The organism is Streptomyces sp. SAS_270 (assembly GCF_052543295.1).
Map to the genome: position 1 here is coordinate 23,498 of NZ_JBMNDS010000046.1, position 15,732 is coordinate 39,229.

Annotated in this window: 15 protein-coding genes and 1 pseudogene; 4 read left to right on the plus strand and 12 right to left on the minus strand. The window is 72.6% G+C overall.

The genetic code is table 11. The features are described 5' to 3' along the window. Positions 1 to 28: 28 nt before the first annotated feature. A complete protein-coding gene (locus ACN6LB_RS27155; RefSeq protein ID WP_445028188.1) occupies positions 29 to 1,255 on the plus strand; it encodes a serine hydrolase domain-containing protein in 1,227 nt (408 codons plus the stop codon). A gap of 18 nt (positions 1,256 to 1,273) precedes the next feature. On the opposite strand, the gene ACN6LB_RS27160 is transcribed toward ACN6LB_RS27155, so the two are convergent. After that, on the minus strand, positions 1,274 to 2,170 hold the full coding sequence (locus tag ACN6LB_RS27160; protein ID WP_445028189.1) for an ArsR family transcriptional regulator: 897 nt from the start codon (positions 2,168 to 2,170) through the stop codon (positions 1,274 to 1,276). 79 nt (positions 2,171 to 2,249) lie between these two features. On the opposite strand from ACN6LB_RS27160, the gene ACN6LB_RS27165 reads away from it, so the two are divergent. Beyond that, entirely contained in the window at positions 2,250 to 3,563 is a 1,314-nt protein-coding gene (locus tag ACN6LB_RS27165; RefSeq protein ID WP_445028190.1) for an MFS transporter, read from the plus strand. Here ACN6LB_RS27165 and ACN6LB_RS27170 read toward each other — a convergent pair. The 5 genes from ACN6LB_RS27170 to ribA are packed head-to-tail and all read right to left on the minus strand — an operon-like array spanning position 3,541 to position 8,658. Beyond that, positions 3,541 to 4,716: a saccharopine dehydrogenase family protein gene (locus ACN6LB_RS27170; protein WP_445028191.1), complete on the minus strand. Its 1,176-nt coding sequence runs from the start codon at positions 4,714 to 4,716 to the stop codon at positions 3,541 to 3,543. The two genes, ACN6LB_RS27165 and ACN6LB_RS27170, sit on opposite strands and share 23 nt — an antisense overlap. Further along, a complete protein-coding gene (locus ACN6LB_RS27175; RefSeq protein WP_445028192.1) occupies positions 4,709 to 5,764 on the minus strand; it encodes a saccharopine dehydrogenase in 1,056 nt (351 codons plus the stop codon). Before ACN6LB_RS27175 ends, ACN6LB_RS27170 begins: the two co-directional genes overlap by 8 nt. Further along, positions 5,761 to 6,906 (minus strand): NAD(P)/FAD-dependent oxidoreductase, encoded by a 1,146-nt coding sequence (locus tag ACN6LB_RS27180; RefSeq protein ID WP_445028193.1) that lies wholly within the window; start codon positions 6,904 to 6,906, stop codon positions 5,761 to 5,763. Before ACN6LB_RS27180 ends, ACN6LB_RS27175 begins: the two co-directional genes overlap by 4 nt. Next, on the minus strand, positions 6,903 to 7,892 hold the full coding sequence (locus tag ACN6LB_RS27185; protein ID WP_445028194.1) for an ornithine cyclodeaminase family protein: 990 nt from the start codon (positions 7,890 to 7,892) through the stop codon (positions 6,903 to 6,905). Before ACN6LB_RS27185 ends, ACN6LB_RS27180 begins: the two co-directional genes overlap by 4 nt. Positions 7,893 to 7,896: 4 nt before the next feature. Further along, positions 7,897 to 8,658 carry a GTP cyclohydrolase II gene (gene ribA, locus ACN6LB_RS27190; protein WP_356138645.1) on the minus strand — a complete coding sequence of 254 codons (762 nt, stop codon included), beginning with the start codon at positions 8,656 to 8,658 and terminating at the stop codon, positions 7,897 to 7,899. Positions 8,659 to 8,696: 38 nt separating this feature from the next. Here ribA and ACN6LB_RS27195 point away from each other — a divergent pair, with 38 nt between their 5' ends. Continuing rightward, the gene (locus ACN6LB_RS27195) at positions 8,697 to 9,488 is read left to right on the plus strand and encodes a creatininase family protein (protein ID WP_445028195.1); all 792 of its coding nucleotides are present in this window, start codon (positions 8,697 to 8,699) and stop codon (positions 9,486 to 9,488) included. A 254-nt stretch (positions 9,489 to 9,742) separates the two neighbouring features. Here the strand turns inward: ACN6LB_RS27195 and ACN6LB_RS27200 are convergent. The 5 genes and pseudogenes from ACN6LB_RS27200 to ACN6LB_RS27220 form a co-directional block, all read right to left on the minus strand. Continuing rightward, a pseudogene (locus ACN6LB_RS27200) lies at positions 9,743 to 10,738 on the minus strand (lysylphosphatidylglycerol synthase transmembrane domain-containing protein); the annotation flags it as partial. Next, a complete protein-coding gene (locus ACN6LB_RS27205) occupies positions 10,735 to 11,649 on the minus strand; it encodes a class I SAM-dependent methyltransferase (protein ID WP_445028196.1) in 915 nt (304 codons plus the stop codon). The gene ACN6LB_RS27205 and the pseudogene ACN6LB_RS27200, both read right to left, overlap by 4 nt. Then, positions 11,646 to 12,836: a glycosyltransferase family 4 protein gene (locus ACN6LB_RS27210; RefSeq protein WP_445028197.1), complete on the minus strand. Its 1,191-nt coding sequence runs from the start codon at positions 12,834 to 12,836 to the stop codon at positions 11,646 to 11,648. The genes ACN6LB_RS27205 and ACN6LB_RS27210 overlap by 4 nt, the downstream gene beginning before the upstream one ends. A 5-nt stretch (positions 12,837 to 12,841) precedes the next feature. Next, positions 12,842 to 13,240 carry a 6-pyruvoyl trahydropterin synthase family protein gene (locus tag ACN6LB_RS27215; protein ID WP_356138651.1) on the minus strand — a complete coding sequence of 133 codons (399 nt, stop codon included), beginning with the start codon at positions 13,238 to 13,240 and terminating at the stop codon, positions 12,842 to 12,844. Between the two features lie 134 nt (positions 13,241 to 13,374). Further along, a complete protein-coding gene (locus tag ACN6LB_RS27220; protein WP_356138653.1) occupies positions 13,375 to 14,355 on the minus strand; it encodes a zinc-dependent alcohol dehydrogenase in 981 nt (326 codons plus the stop codon). Between the two features lie 116 nt (positions 14,356 to 14,471). On the opposite strand from ACN6LB_RS27220, the gene ACN6LB_RS27225 reads away from it, so the two are divergent. Further along, positions 14,472 to 15,251, plus strand: coding sequence for a CDP-alcohol phosphatidyltransferase family protein (locus ACN6LB_RS27225; protein WP_445028198.1), 780 nt, complete (start codon positions 14,472 to 14,474; stop codon positions 15,249 to 15,251). A 7-nt stretch (positions 15,252 to 15,258) separates the two neighbouring features. Here the strand turns inward: ACN6LB_RS27225 and ACN6LB_RS27230 are convergent, their stop codons facing one another. After that, positions 15,259 to 15,705, minus strand: a complete 447-nt coding sequence (locus tag ACN6LB_RS27230; protein ID WP_445028199.1) for a COG4315 family predicted lipoprotein — start codon at positions 15,703 to 15,705, stop codon at positions 15,259 to 15,261. Positions 15,706 to 15,732 lie beyond the last annotated feature (27 nt).

The window sequence follows — 15,732 nt, forward strand, 5'->3', positions numbered from 1 at the left end:
TCCAGGAGCCGCAGTCCGGAGGAGAGCCATGGGACATCTGCGACAAGAGGTCGAGCCGGGCGAGGCAGGTCTTGATCCTAAGGCGCTCGCCCGCCTCGACGCGCACTTCGCTCATCTGGTCGACGACGGCCGGCTGCCCGGCTACCTCGTGGCTCTCTCCCGTCACGGCCGCGTCGCCCACCTCACCACGTACGGCCGGCGCGATCGCGAGGCGGGACTCCCCGTCGAGATCGACACGCTGTGGCGGATGTACTCGATGACCAAGCCGGTGACGTCGGTCGCCGCGCTGATGCTCCTCGAAGAGGGCCACTTCCGTCTGACGGACCCCGTCGCGCGCTTCCTCCCCGCGTTCGCCGACCCGCGGGTCTACGTCAGCGGGTCGGGCCGGGACACGAGGACCCGTCCGGCCGCCCAACCCCTTCTGATACAGCACCTGTTGACCCATACGGCGGGTCTGACCTTCGGCTTCTACCACTCCCACCCGGTGGACGCCCTCTACCGGGACGCCGGCCTGGAGTCGTCGGTGCCGGAGGGCGCGAACCTCGCCGAGACCTGCGAGGTGTACGCGTCGCTGCCGTTGCAGTTCGAGCCGGGCACCGAGTGGAACTACTCGGTCGCCACCAACGTCCTCGGCCGTCTCGTGGAGGTGGTCTCGGGGCGTGATCTCGACGAGTTCCTCGCCGAACGGATCTTCCGCCCGCTCGGGATGGACGACGCCGGGTTCTGCGTCACGGCCGAGCAGACGGGCCGGCTCGCTGAGCTGTACGGCGAGACCGAGGAGGGCGGGATCGCCCCGATCGCCGGGCTGCCGCTGCGCGGACGGCCCCGCTTCCTGTCCGGGAGCGGCGGAATGGTGGCCGGCGCCCACGACTACCACCGCTTCATGGAGATGCTGCGCCGCCGCGGCGAACTCGACGGAACCCGGCTGCTGAGCCCCGCCGCCGTCGACCTGATGACCTCCAACCACCTCCCCGGCGGCGCCGACATCCGCGCCTTCGGCAGCCCGGTCCAGCGCGAACCCGGCAAGGCGGGCCTCGGCTTCGGCCTCGGCGTGTCCGTCGTGATCGACCCCGACGTCACCCAGTCCCCCTCCAGCCTGGGCACGTTCAGCTGGAGCGGCGTCGCGACCACGACGTTCTGGGTCGACCCGCGTCATGACCTGACCGTGCAGTTCCTCACCCAGGTACGGCCGACGGGAACGCACACGGTCGGGCCCGACCTCAGGCGGCTCGTGCACGAGGCGATCGTGGAGTGAGCCCCCGCACCCACCCACTCAGGCGGTGCCCAGCAGCGCCGTGCCGAGGTCGCTCGCCGTGTAGTGCACCTCGCGCCGGTAGCGGTGGCTCGTCACCAGCCCGGCGTCCCGCAGCACGGCGAGGTGCTGGGAGACCGCGCCCGTGCTCAGCCCCGTCCGCGCGGCCAGCTGGGTCGTGGTGCTGGGTGAGCTGGTGTGCGCGAGCAGCCTGGCCCGGCTGCGGCCCATCAGCCGGGCGAGCCCGTCACCGGCGCGGTCGCGCCGCTCCCACAGGGTGCCGAGGGCCCGCGCGGGGTAGACGAGGGCCGGTGGCGTCGTGCCCTCGGCGGCGAGGAGACGGCACTCGGGTGCGAACACGGTCGGCGCCAGCGTGATCCCCGCGCCGCCGAGGTCGAGCACGACGTCGTCGCGGCCGGGCCTCGGCGACGGCAGATACGGGGAGACCAGCCGGTCGCCCTCCCAGCTCAGCGTCGAGTGGAGATGGGCGAACACCTCCTGGATGCCGTCCTCGGCGAGCTGCCGTGTCCGGTGTGCGATGTCCGCCTCCAACAGGGCCCGCATGCACGGCCAGTGCGGCTCGACCGCCGCCCGCCACCAGGCACGTACGGCATCGGCCGGCTCGGCTCCGATCGCCGCCAGGGCGAGTTCCTCCTCGATCTCGGACAGCGGGCAGCGCGGCGGCGGGGTCAGGGCGTCGGCGACGGGCGTGCGGCGCACCAAGTCCGCCAGCGGCGCCGTGCGTTGTGCGAGCTCACGGTCCCCGAGCAGGCGTACGGCCGCCCGAAGCCAGGGCAGGTGGACGGCGTGACGGCCGGGGTCGAGAGCGGCCCGGAAGGAGGCCACGGTCTCGCCCAACGGCGACACCGCGAACCTGATGTTCACCACGTCGTGCACACCGAACCGCACCGCGCCCATACCGGCCCCCGCCCCCTGAGGATTTCGCCCAGTCTAAATCAATGGCGGCCCCGGCCCGCCGGTGATGATGCTGCCCGCCATGTCCCTCCTCTCTTCCGGCCTGTTCCGGCATGCCGACTTCCGCAGGTTCTGGGCGGCCGACGCGACGAGCCAGACCGGTGCCGCCGTGACACTCGTGGCACTCCCGCTCATCGCCATCGGCCCGCTGCACGCCACCCCCTTCGAGGCCGGACTGCTCGTCGTCTTCGAGTACCTGGCCTTCCTGGTGATCGGGCTGCCCGCCGGCGCCTGGGTGGACCGGATGCGCCGTCGCCCCGTGATGATCACGGGATCGCTGTGCCGCGCCGCGCTCCTCGGATCGGTCCCGGTGGCGTACGGACTCGGCGCACTGACACTCCCTCAGTTGTACGGCGTGGCCTTCGGCGTGTCCGTGTGCACGGTCTTCTTCGACGTGGCGCATCAGAGCTACCTGCCCCAACTCGTCGACGACGCCGCGCTGGTGGAGGCGAACGTCAAGCTGGAAGCCACCCGCAGCATCGCGCAGGTGGGCGGGCCGGGCGCGGGCGGAGCGCTGGTGGGGGCCCTGTCGGCGCCCGTCGCGGTGGTCGTCGACGCCGTCGGCTTCGTGGGCTCGGCGCTCTTCCTGTCCTGCATCCGCCAGACGGAGACCAAGCCCCCGGCCCGTCCGGACGCGAGCCTGCGGGCCGAGATCGGCGAGGGGCTGCGCTTCGTCTTCGGCAACCCGCTGCTGCGTGCACTCACGCTCACCGGCGCGATCTCCAACATGTGCGGGACGATCGGCGCCTCCATGCTGCTGGTGCTGCTCAACGGTCAGCTCGGGCTCTCGCCCTTCCTCTGCGGGCTGGTCTTCACCGCGGAGGCGGCGGGCGGACTGCTCGGCAGTCTGCTCACGGTGCGGGTCGCCGACCGGATCGGCCAGGGCCCCGCGATGTGCGCCTCGGTGGTCACCAGCGGCGTCCTGTGGATGCTGGCGCTGCCGATGTACCAGGCGGACGGGCGGTTCGCGGTGGCCGTCGCCCTCCAGGGCCTGGGCTGGGTCTGCTTCATGACCTTCAAGATCAATTCGGTGTCCGTGCGGCAGCAGCTGTGCCCGAAGCCGCTGCTGGGCCGGATGACGGCCACGAACCGGTTCGTGGTGTGGGGCTCCATGCCGATCGGCGCGCTCCTCGGCAGCACGCTCGGCGGGACCGTCGGCGTCCGCCAGGCCATGTGGGTCGGCGTCCTCGGCGAACTGCTCGCCGTACTCCCGGTGTTCTTCTCCCCTCTGCGCACCATGCGGCGCCTTCCGGGTGCGCCGCCCGGCGCGGGAGAACCGGGAGGCGCGGAGCCTGCCGCGCAGGCAAGCGCGGCTACTGCTCCGCCCGCAGCGTGAAGTCGACGCCGTCCCGCCCGAGTTCGGCCAGCCACTCCCTCGCGCGCGGCGCCGTCTCTGCGGCACGACTGAGGCCCGGCGGCAGCGAACCGTCCAGGACATGGCGTACGCCGAGGGCGAGCGTGCGTGAGACGCAGCGGGCCATCGCGCTCTCGTCGGCGGTTCCTTCGAGGTCCAGGAGGTAGCGGCCCGCCCAGGTCTCGCCCGAGCCGCCGCGCACGTCGAGGGAGACGGCGAGGACGACGCGGTCGCGGTCGGCGTCGGTCGTGGGGTACCGCGCCGCCAACTCCCGTGCCAGGGCACCGATACGTCGGTCGTCGCCGGCCTTCAGCTCCTCGAAGACGGCGGACCAGGCGCGGAGCCAGCCGTCGAGACGGAGGGTGCCGCGCACGAACGTCCGCGGTTTCCATGTGGACGCAAGGCCGTACTGGTCGACGAAGGGCACGCTGTCGCGGTTGGGATAGACCTCGAAGGTCTCGCCGTCGATCACCTGGGGCCGGGTGGCCTCCCAGGGGCGGGCCGCGGTGGTCTCCGCGCCGTCCTCGATGTAGCGGGCGGGCGAGCGCAGGGCGCCCAGGACTCCGGCGGGCGCCCAGCTGAAGCGGTACCTGAACTCGTTCGGCACCGCGGGGATGCCGCCGCAGTAGGAGGTGAGGCTGTACGAAGCCGCCGACCCGTCGCCGATCGCGTCGCGTGCGCGGGCGATCAGGTCCAGCGCGAAGAGGTGGTCGATGCCCGGGTCTAGCCCGGCCTCGGTCAGCACCACCACCCCGGCCGCAGCCGCCGCGGGCACCTGGTCCAGGACCGCGTCCGACACATAACTGGAGCAGGCGAAGTGGGTGCCGCGGCCGATGCAGGCGGCGAGCAGCGGGGCGTGCTCGGGCGCCGGGAGCATCGACACGACGACGTCGCCGGGGGCGAGTTCGGCGGTGAGCCTCGCGAGAGTGAACGCGCGGGGCTCTGCGCGACCGGTCAGGCCCAGCGCCGCCAGGCTCTGTCCGGCGCGTTCCTCGGTGCGATGCCACAGCCGTACGCGGTCGGCGGCGTCGCACAGCGCGGCGAGCCCGCTGCCCGTGGACAGCCCCGCACCGACCCAGTGGACGGTCCCGCTCGCGGGAACCGCAAAAGCAGCGGGAACGGTGGTCTCAGACATCACGGAACTCCCCTTCCTCGGAGCCGAGTTCACGGCTCGCCTCACGGAACCGTTCCAGACAGCGGCCCCACGCACCGCCCGCCCCGAAGTCCGGCAACAGCGCCACCAGAGCCGCCGAGAAGTCGGTACTCGCCTCCCGGGGAAGGAGCGAGGGCAGGTTGTCGATGGCGATGAGGTCGAAGACGGGGTCCTCGCGCAGCCGGCGGGCCGGTCGCTCCCACTGCGTCGTCGCGTCGTAGATCGGCAGCACGTTCCACGGCGACCCGACGTCGCAGGTCACGTCGCACAGCGTGCGCAGCCGCCGGCCGGGCTCGTCGAGGTCCTTGTCCGTGAGGAACGGCGGGATGGGCCGGGTGGTGAGCACCGTGTTGACCATCAACTCGTGCTCCAGCAGGGCCTTTCGGTCCAGGTCGCGGGTCTCGGCGAGATCCCAGCACGTGGGCTCGGTCCCGGCGACAGCCAGGGCGTCCCGCGCACCCCGGCCGCTGCGCCCCAGCGCGCCGACGACCAGGGCCTTCAACTCCGCTCCTGCACCGGCGAGTTCCGCGTCCAGCTCCTGCTTCGACGTCGGCCGCAGCGGAGCCCGCAGCGCGCCCCGGTGCTGCAGCACGGCCAGAGCCGCACCCAGGTACCCGGCCCAGTAGCCGAAGGCGGCGAGCCGGCGCCCGTCGTCGTCCACCAGGTACTCCAGGTCCAGCAGGGCGCCGCCTCCGGCGAGGAACCTGCGCAGCAGCGCCGCGGCGCCGGGCTGCCCCTTGTAGGCGTGCCCGAAGAAGATGTGGCGGTGCCTCAACTCACCTGGCTCATGCGGGAGTTCCTTGAGGCCTACGACGACCGCGTCCGGCGGCGCCGAGACCCACGAGCCCGTCCCGGCGACACGGCACCCGGCCTCCTCGTACGCCTCGATCGGGAACACCCGCTGCGGCGACCGCTCGACCGTGAGCGTCACCCCGCTCTCGACGAGCCGCCGGGCGTCGGACGGCACGATCGGGGTGCGCCGCTCGGTCGTGCGGGTCTCGTGGCGCAGCCACAAGTGGAGTTCGCTCATACGGTGTTGACCTCCGGGCGCAGGGCGTCGGCGGCGAAGCGCTCGGCGCTCAGGGGGCTGATGTCGACGAAGGGTTCGTGGCCCAGGTACAGGTCGCGGACGACCTCGCCCACGGCGGGTCCCTGCAGGAATCCATGGCCGGAGAACCCGGTGGCGTACAGGAAGCGGGAGCACGAACCGGCCTCGCCGATCAGCGCGTTGTGGTCCGGCGTGATCTCGTACAGGCCCGCCCAGCCACCCGTCCGGCGCAGGTCGAGCAGGGCCGGGGCGCGCCGCTGCATCGCCTCGTACAGCCGTGGTATCCAGCGGTCGTGCGTCTCGGTGGAGAAGCCGGGGCTCTCGTCGGGGTCCGACATGCCGAGAAGGAGCCCGGGGCCCTCCGTGTGGAAGTAGAGGCTGCTGGTGAAGTCGATGGTCATGGGGAGGTCCGGCGGCAGTCCCGGGACGGGTTCGGTGACCGCGATCTGGCGGCGCAGCGGGGACACCGGGAGGTCGACCCCCGCCATGGCGCCGACGGCCCGCGACCAGGCGCCCGCCGCACACACGACGGTGTCGGTGGCGATCCGGCCCTGGCGTGTGACCACGGCCGTGATGTCGTCGCCGTCGCGCTCGATGCCGGTGACCTCGCAGTGCCGCAGCACGGTCGCACCGTGGCGCCGGGCCCCGGCCGCGTAGCCGTGCACGACCGACTCGGGCGTGCAGTGCCCGTCGTCCGGGGAGAAGGCCGCGGCCAGCAGCCCGTCGGTGCTGATCAGCGGTGACAGACGGTGCGCCTCGGCCGGGTCGATGAGCCGGCTGGGCACGCCGAGCGCGTTCTGCAGCCGTACACCCGCCTCGAACGCGGCGACCTCCTGCGCGGTGGAGAGCAGGAACAGATAGCCGACCCGGTGCAGTCCGATGTCGTGGCCCGGCTCGTCACCGAAACGGGCGAACGCCTCCAGGCTGCGGGCGCCGAGCTGGATGTTGAGCTCGTCGGAGAACTGCGCCCGGACACCGCCCGCGGCCCGGGAGGTCGACCCGGCGGCGAGTTCGTCGCGCTCGACGAGCACCACGTCGGGCACGCCCGCGCGGGCCAGGTGGTAGGCGATGCTCGTGCCCATGACGCCGCCGCCGATGACGACGACACCGGCCCGGGTGATCACGGGCGGGCCTCCCCTCGCCGGGCGGCGTCGATCACGGCCCAGGCCGCGGCGGCGTCCTGGACGCCGAGCCCGACGCTGTTGTAGAAGACGATGTCGTCGGGGTGCGTCCGCGCGGTGCGCCGCCCGGTGAGCACCTCGCCGAGCGGGATCAGCTGCTCAGGGCTGAGCCGTCCGGCCCGCAACGCCTCGACCACGGGCCCGGCGTGCTCCGCCGCGGTCGCCGGATCGTCGACGACGACGGCCGCGGCCCGCCGTACGACCTCGGCGTCGACCTCGCTGCGGGTGGGTTCGAAGGAGCCGACGCTGACGACCGTGCAGCCGGGCGCCAGCCACTCGCCCCGTACGACCGGAGTGCTGCTGAGCGTGCACGCCGCGACCATCGGCAACCCGGCCACCGCTTCCTCGGCGGAGTCGACGGCCTTGGTGGCGACACCGAGTTCAGCAGCGAGCTGCTGGGCCGCGAGGGCACGGCGCCCGGCGTGCGGACTCCAGACCCGCACGGACCGCAGCTCCCGTACGCGGGCCACGGCCCGGGCGTGCGCCAGCGCCTGCGTGCCGGAACCGAGGAGCCCCAGTTCCGTGCTGTCGGCGGTGGCCAGCGCGTCGAAGGCGACGGCGCTCGCCGCGGCGGTGCGCAGCGTCGTGACCGCAGTACCGTCCATGACGGCGGCGAGCTGCCCGGTGACCGGGTCGAGCGCGGTGATCACCGCGTGGACGGTCGGCAGGCCCGCCGCCGCGTTGCCCGGGTTGACGCTGCCGAACTTGGCGACGGCACCGGTGTCCGCGGAGAGCCGCGAGACGTAGGAGAAGAAGACGCTGTCGTCGAAACGACTGGGATGCATGATCTTCCCGGGCAGCTCCGCGGTGCCGTCACCGAGCGCGGTGAACGCGGCGCGCTGCGAGGCGATCGCCGCGTCGGTGGTCAGCAGCTCCCGGACCCGGCCGCGGGAGAGGTACAGCGGACCGGGGTCGTCTTCTTCGCTCATGCACTCAGTGATAGCCGTCTTCGACGATCCGCAAAAGATCGCCTCCGTCCAGGTGGCCGCCGTCCAGACGGGTCACCGTCGGCCGGGGGCTGTTGAGCAGGGCGGCGTCCAGGTGCGGGAGGTAGTGGTCGAGACGCTCCCGCTTGGTCAGCAGGTAGGTGAGGTTCTCCTCGCACGGCGGTATCAGCAGCGGCACCTGTTCGGCGACCTTGATGCCGCCCTGCTGCAGTGCCTCGCGCTTGCGCGGGTTGTTCGAGAGCAGCCGCACCGAACGTACGCCGAGGTCGTGCAGGATCTCCGCCGCCACCCGGTAGTCGCGGGCGTCCACCGGGAGTCCTTGGGCGAGGTTCGCCTCCACGGTGTCGAGGCCCTCCGCCTGGAGCTTCATCGCGCGCAGCTTGGCCAGCAGACCGATGCCGCGGCCCTCGTGGCCGCGGAGATAGACAAGAATTCCGCGCCCTTCGGCCGCGATCTCCCGCAGGGCGGTGGAGAGTTGGGGTCCGCATTCGCAGTGTGTGGACCCGAAGGCGTCTCCGGTCAGGCATTCCGAATGCAGCCGGGTGAGGACGCCCTCTTCGCCGCCCCCGTCGGGGACTTGATCACCGACCTCGCCGTGGACGAGTGCGACCTGCTCCTCCCCGCGATCGTGGTCGAGGTAGCCGACGGCCTGGAAATCGCCGTACACGGTGGGCAAAGGGGCAATCACGACGCGTTCGACACCTGAGAGCTGGGCAGTCCCGCCGAGTACGCCATAGTTTTCTGTCATGATCTGGTTCCTAAGCAGAGTCGAAAGGCCGTGAAAACATGAGTAGTTCGGGAACGCACCCGACGGTATCCGGTCTGTTGCCGACGGACACCACACAGGACGTACGAGAGCGGGCGTCAGGTGTCGCCCGCGAGGTCGCCGTGCTTCCCGTGGGCAGCTTCGAACAGCACGGTCCGTATCTGCCGCTCGCGACCGACACGCTTGTCGCCTGCGCCATCGCGCGGGAGGTCGCCGCCGCGTATCCGGTGCATCTCCTTCCGCCGGTGACGCTCGCCTGCTCGCACGAGCACGCCGCCTGGCCCGGTACGGTCAGCATCTCCTCCGTCACCCTCCATGCGGTGGTACGGGACGTCGCCGAGTCGCTCCGCCGCTCCGGCGTCGACACCCTCGTTCTGGTCAACGGCCACGGCGGGAACTACGTACTCGGCAATGTCGTTCAGGAATCCTTCGGCACCGGGACGCGTATGGCGCTTTTCCCGGCTCCGGAGGACTGGGAGGCCGCGCGTGAACGGGCCGGTGTACAGACCTCGTTGCTCAGTGATATGCACGCGGGAGAAATCGAGACCTCCATTCTGTTGCACGCCCATCCGGAATTCGTCCGGCCCGGATACGAGACCTCCGATTTCATCGCGGACGACCGCAGGCATCTGCTCACGCTCGGCATGTCGGCCTATACGGAATCGGGAGTCATCGGCCGCCCGTCACTCGCCTCCGCCACCAAGGGCAAGGAACTGCTGGCGGGACTGACCGAATCCTTCGGCGCGTACTTCTCTTTGGTCACCTCGGAGACGGAACTGCCCGGGGAGCCCCCGCGCCGCCGGGCCGAGTGACGACGAGAGGTGCGCCCCGCCGGGGGTGAACGGGGGTAGGGAGCGGGGGGCGTGTGGGTGCGGGTGGGGCCGGGGGTGCCGGCGCGGTGGGCGTGCGCAGCGCCCGCCGGCTCCCGCGACTCGTGCGGTTCACGGGCAGCGTGCGGGTGCACGTCGTCCGACGCGTCCGTCTCCTTGCTCTCCTCCACGGCCGCGCGCGGGTTGCGGACCCCCGCGTACCAGCGTGCGACGAGCACGAAGACGCCCGGCAGGCTCGCCACGAAACTGAGCACCCCGTAGACGACGGCCACCGTCAGGCCCGTGGTCGCGCCGAGGCCCGCCGCGCCGAAGGCCCAAGCGGTGACGCCTTCCCGGGGGCCCCAGCCGCCGATGTTCAGCGGCAGCCCCATCGCCAGCAGGGCGAGCAGGGCGAGGGGCAGCAACTGCAGGGCCGACGCGGTGGATTCGGCGACGCGGGCGGCGAGCAGGAACATCGCGAGGTGTCCGGCCAGCACCAGGGTGGACGAGAGGAGCACGGCGGGCCAGCCGGCTCGGGAGAGCAGCGCCTGCCGTGCTTCGGTGAGCGCGGCGCGCACGGCCCGGCCCCGCCGGGAGGTGCCGCGTGCCCGGCCCATCCGGACGGCGGCGACGACCGCGAGTCCGCCGAGCACGGCGAGGGCGAGCAGTCCGGACAGGCGGCGGGTCTCGGAGAGGACCGGGGACGGCTGCGTCAGCAGGACCGTTACGCCAACTGCGACCAGCACCACCTGTCCGGCGGTCCGTTCCAGGACCACCGCGCGGACGCCGCGTCCGATATCGCCGGCGCTCTGTCCGTGCCGTACCGCCCGGTGCACATCGCCGAGGACGCCGCCGGGCAGTGCCGCGTTGAGGAAGAGCGCCCGGTAGTAGTCCGCGACGGCCGCGCCGAGCGGCAGCCGCAGGCCCAGTGCGCGGGCCACCACGCGCCAGCGCCAGGCGCTCAGGGCGGTGGTGAGCAGGCCCAGCCCGAGGGCGGCCAGCAGCGTCGGCCCGTCGATGCGCCGCAGCCCGTCCAGGAAGACGCCGGTGCCGAGCCGCCACAGCAGTACGCCGAGGATGAGGGCGCCGGCGGCCGTGCCGAGGTGGGTGCGCAGGGCGCTCGCGCCGACGCGGGAGCGGGGCGCCCGTGCCTTCGCGGCCTTCTCGCGCGGGGCGGCGGCCGGCGGCCGCACATGCACACCGGCATCGGCCGCGGAGACGCTCAGGGCGGCGCCGCCCGCCGGCGCGCTCACCTGGCACCGCCCTTCGGCCGCGGCAGTGCCAGTACGTCGCTGTGGTGCACCACCACGCGCAGTGTGCCCGCGGCGGCCGCCGCCAGCCGGTCCCGTAGATAGGCGTCGGCCCGGCCTGCCAGCTCCGGCCGCTGCTCGACGGCCGCGCCGACCCAGCCGCGCAGCCACTCCGCCGTGAGGTCGGCGTCGTCGGAGCCCAGCCGCCACGGACTCGGATGCACCTGGACCGTCGCCCCGTGCCGGGCGAAGGCCGCGCAGGCCTCCGTGATCGCGTCGGGGCCGAGCAGTTCACCGCGCCGCTGGTGGGTGTTGAACGCCTCGCCGATCTCGGCGTCCAGCGGATGGGCCGGGCTGAGCTCGACCCGGCCCACCACCGAGAGGGTCAGCAGGGCCGGGCAGCCGGCGCCCGCACAGGCGGCCGCGAGCTGCTCGATCTCCTCGGCGGTGAGCACGTCCAGCAGGGCGGACGCGGTCACGAGCGCGGCCCCGTCCAGGACGTCCGCGGTGAGCCGCCCTATGTCGCCACGGTGCGTCGTGACCGTCACCCGGCTGCCGTCGGCGGCCACCCGGGGCGCCCCGGCGCTGGCGAAGTGGAGCAGGTAGGGGTCGCGGTCGTGCAGAATCCAGTGCTGCGCTCCGTCGAGCCGGGCGGCGAGCCAGCGCCCCATCGACCCGGTTCCACAGCCGAGGTCGTGGATCACCGACTCGGTGGGCCGCCCCGGCCGGTTCGCCAGCCGGATCCGGAGCGGGTCGAGCAGCGCGGACGCCCGCGCCGAGGCGTCGGCGCCCTCGCGCAGTTCGAGCCACTGGGGTGCGAAGCGGGGCACGTCGGACTCGTCCGGGCCGGGCTGCGGGTTCGCGGCCGAGGACGTGTCGTCCAGGGCACCTTGTGCGGTCGTCCTCGTGGTCATGCCGCCCTCCGGGGTTTCTGGGACAGCCGGGCCAGCACGCCGGCCAGGCTGCGGGCCGTGGTCGCCCAGCCGTCGAGGGCGGCCCGGCGGCCACGCGCGGCGGCCTTCAGGCGGCGCCGTACGTCGGCCTCACCGAACCAGCCGCGCAGTTCCGCGGCAAGCGCGGCCGGGTCCTCCGGCGGCACGAGGATGCCGGGCACCCCGCCGTCGGGAGCGCGCCCGACCGCTTCGGGCAGACCGCCGACGTCGGTGGCGAGGACGGGGATGCCGCGCGCGAGGGCCTCGGTCACCGCCATGCCGTATGTCTCGGCGTACGAGGTGAGGACCATCAGGTCGGCCGCGGCGTAGCTCGCGTCGAGTGCGGCACCGGCCTGCGCTCCGACGAGGTGCAGCCGGTCGCCGAGGCCGAACTTCTCGATCAGGGCCCGCAGTTCGGCGACGTACGCCGGATCCTGCGTCAGTGCGCCGACGCAGACGCAGCTCCAGGGCAGGTCGGTGACGGCGGCCAGGGCCTCGACCAGCCGGTGCTGCCCCTTGCGCGGGGTCACCGCGGCCACGCACAACAGCCGCGAGACACCGTCGGTGCCGGGAGCGAGCGGCGCGATGTCGGCGCCGGGGGCGGCGACATGGACCCGCTCCGGAGCGAGCCCGTGGTGCGCCACGAGTCTGCGGACCGCCCAGTCGCTGGTGGCGACGACCGCCGGCACTGCGCGCAGGGTCGTGCGTTCCAGGGCGTCCAACTCGGCCGCGACGGCGGGCGCGAGCCCTCTCTCGTCGCCGAGCGGGAGGTGCACCAGCACGGCCAGGCTGAGCCGTTCGGCCTCGGGGACGATGACCTCGGGGACGCCGCAGGCGACGAGCCCGTCCAGCAGGACGACCGTGCCGTCGGGCAGATCCCGCAGCGTACGGGCGAGTTCCGTACGGGCGGCGGCGCCGGGCCGGGGCCATTCGCCCGCGACGGGGAGCCTGCGGACCTGCCAGCCGAAGCCGGGCAGGTCCAGGCAGAGCCGCCGGTCGTAGGCGTTGCCGCCGCTCGGGGCGGCGAGGTCGTCGACGCCGGCGGGCATCACGAAGTGGACGGTGCGCAGGGACATGGGGATGATGTCCGCGTTCTTGAGGGCGGCGTGCTGAACGGGCACGTACGACAGGGACGGCTGCTCGACGCCCCTACGGGTCAGGTGCGTCATGTCGGTCACAGCGCACGCTCGTAACTCGCCCAGGCGATGTGCGACTCGTGCAGGGTGACCGTGATGCCCGTGAGCCCGCGGGCGCCCTCGCCGAGCCTGCCTTCGTGGACGCGGTCGGCGAGCCGGTCGGCGATGACCTTGGCCAGGAACTCCGTGGAGGTGTTCGTGCCCTTGAAGACCGGCTCGTCGTCGAGGTTGCGGTAGTTCAGGTCGCTCACCACGGCGCCGAGTTCCTGCGTGGCCAGTCCGATGTCGACGACGATGTTGTCGTCGTCCAGCTCGGCGCGCCGGAAGGTGGCGTCCACGAGAAACGTGGCCCCGTGCAGGCGTTGCGCGGGCCCGAAGACCTCTCCGCGGAAGCTGTGGGCGATCATCAGGTGATCGCGGACAGTGATGCTGAACAACGGACGACCCTCCAGGTGCGGTACGTCAGATCCCCTGCCGGGGCATGCCGTGTCGTGTAGTACGGCTCCCAGCTTCTCCTTGTTCAGCTGCCGGTTCTCCTAATTTCGGAGGTCAGGCAGGGTGGTGCGGGAGGTCAGGCGGGGGCGTACAGCACGCGGTGACACAAGCCGGGTATCTCGCCCGCGGTGAGCCGCGCCATCGCCTCCGGGAGCTCCTCGAAGCGGCACTCGCCGGTGACCAGTGCGTCGAACGCGGGTTCGGCGAGCAGTTCGAGGGCGAGGGCGAGCCGGTCGGCGTAGGTGCGGCTGTCGCGCCGGGCCGGGGAGACGGCGCCCACCTGGCTGCTGCGGACGACCAGGCGCCGGGAGTGGAAGGCCTCGCCGAGCGGCAGGCTGACGCGCCGGTCGCCGTACCAGCTCAGTTCCAGGACGGTGCCCTCGGGGCGCAGCAGCTCCAGCGACCGGGCGAGCCCGGCCTCGGTGGCGCTGGCGTGCACGACGAGGTCGCAGTCGCCGAGGGCCTCCTCGGGCAGGGCGAAGTCGATGCCGAGCGCCCGCGCGATGTCGCGTCGCGAGGGGTCCGCGTCGACGAGCTGGACGCGCACCCCGGGGAACCGCCCGAGCAGGGCGGCGACGGAGCATCCGACCATTCCGCCCCCCACCACGGCGATGCGGTCGCCGATGAGCGGCGCCGCGTCCCACAGGGCATTGACGGCGGTCTCCACGGTCCCGGCGAGCACGGCACGCGCGGCGGGCACGCTGTCGGGCACCACGGTCACGGCGCTGACCGGGACGACGTAACGCGTCTGATGCGGGTAGAGGCAGAAGACGGTCCGTCCGACGAGTTCGGCGGGTCCTTCCTCCACTCGGCCGACGCTGAGATAGCCGTATTTCACGGGCGCCGGGAAATCGCCGTCCTGGAACGGTGCACGCATCACAGCATGCTGGCTCTCCGGTACGCCGCCGCGGAAGACCAGGGTCTCCGTGCCGCGGCTCACCCCGGAGCAGAGCGCGCGCACGAGCACCTCTCCGTCGGCGGGCCGCGGAATCACGACGTCCCGGATCTCACCGTGGCCGGGCGACCGGAGCCAGAAGGCTCGGGCGGTGCGCTCCATGGGCGTCCTCCTGAACGATCGGGGATTTCTGCACGTACGGAGCTATGAAGCTTTGACGAGCCGCGCACACGGTACGCGGCGATGATCGAATTTGTCATACGGCCGGAGGATGTTCGGTGGCCCTGCACAACACGTACGACGCGCGGCTCTTCCACCAGGAAACGGCAGCGGGCGCGGGCGCGCAGCTTCTGCTCCTCGCCCTGCTGGGCACGGCGATCGGGATGGGACCCGCGGGCTGGCTCACGGGCGTGGCCTTCGCCCTGGCCACCTGGGCGGTCCTGAACCGCGCCCTGCGCCGCTCGCAGCCGCGCTCCTTCGGCCCCGCCAACCGTGTCACCCTCGGCCGCTCGATCCTCGTCGGGGCCGTCACCGCCCTGGTGGCGGACTCCTTCGAGAGCTCACCGCCCATCACGCTCTTCGTCGGTCTGACCGCCGTCGCCCTCATCCTCGACGGCGTCGACGGCAAGGTGGCCCGCCGCACCGGCACCGCCTCGGCCCTCGGCGCGCGCTTCGACATGGAGGTCGACGCCTTCCTGATCCTGGTCCTCAGCGTCTACGTCTCGATGTCGCTGGGCCCCTGGGTCCTCGCCATCGGCCTGATGCGCTATGCCTTCGTGGCCGCGGCCCGTGTGCTGCCGTGGCTGAACGGCGAGTTGCCGCCGAGCATGGCCCGCAAGACGGTGGCCGCGTTCCAGGGGATCCTGCTGCTGGTGGCGGCGTCCGGGCTCTTCCCGTACGCGGTGACGCTCGGGGCGGTGACCCTGGCGCTGGGTTCGCTCGCGTGGTCGTTCGGCCGGGACGTGCGGTGGCTGTGGACGGTACGCGGCAGCGAGCAGCCGGTGCCCTCCGAGGACAGGCCGAGGGAGCAGATCAGGCATATGGCGAACGCCCGCTGAACACCCGTCAGGGCAGTTGCCCGGTGCCTGCCGTGCGGGGACTGATCACATGCCACTCCAGGTCCACGCCGCTGGTGTCGGCCGTCCCCCGGTCCCCCGTGAACCGGTACAGCGGGGAGCCGTCGTAGGTGACCTGGTGGCCGCCGTCCGGGCGGGTGACTTCGCCCAGGGTGCCGGCGATGCCGTCCGGCAGTCGCAGCTCCGTGCCGGGTGGGACGAGGAGCGGCTTGCGGGTGATCGTGCAGTAGCCGAGGCAGGCCACGGTCGCGTTGGTCTCCGCGTCGTAGCGGTAGAGGGTGTGGCCGTCCGGGTCGGTGAGGACGCGGCCCATGGTGTCGGTGTCGGCGACCATGACGGTCGGCGGTGGGGGTGCGGGAGCCGCCGTCGCCGCGGGTCCGCTGCCGGACGCGGCGACGACCGTCAGCAGGAATGCGGACAGCCGACGCTTGATCATGGTGTTCTCCTCCGTCTGGTCCGTCCG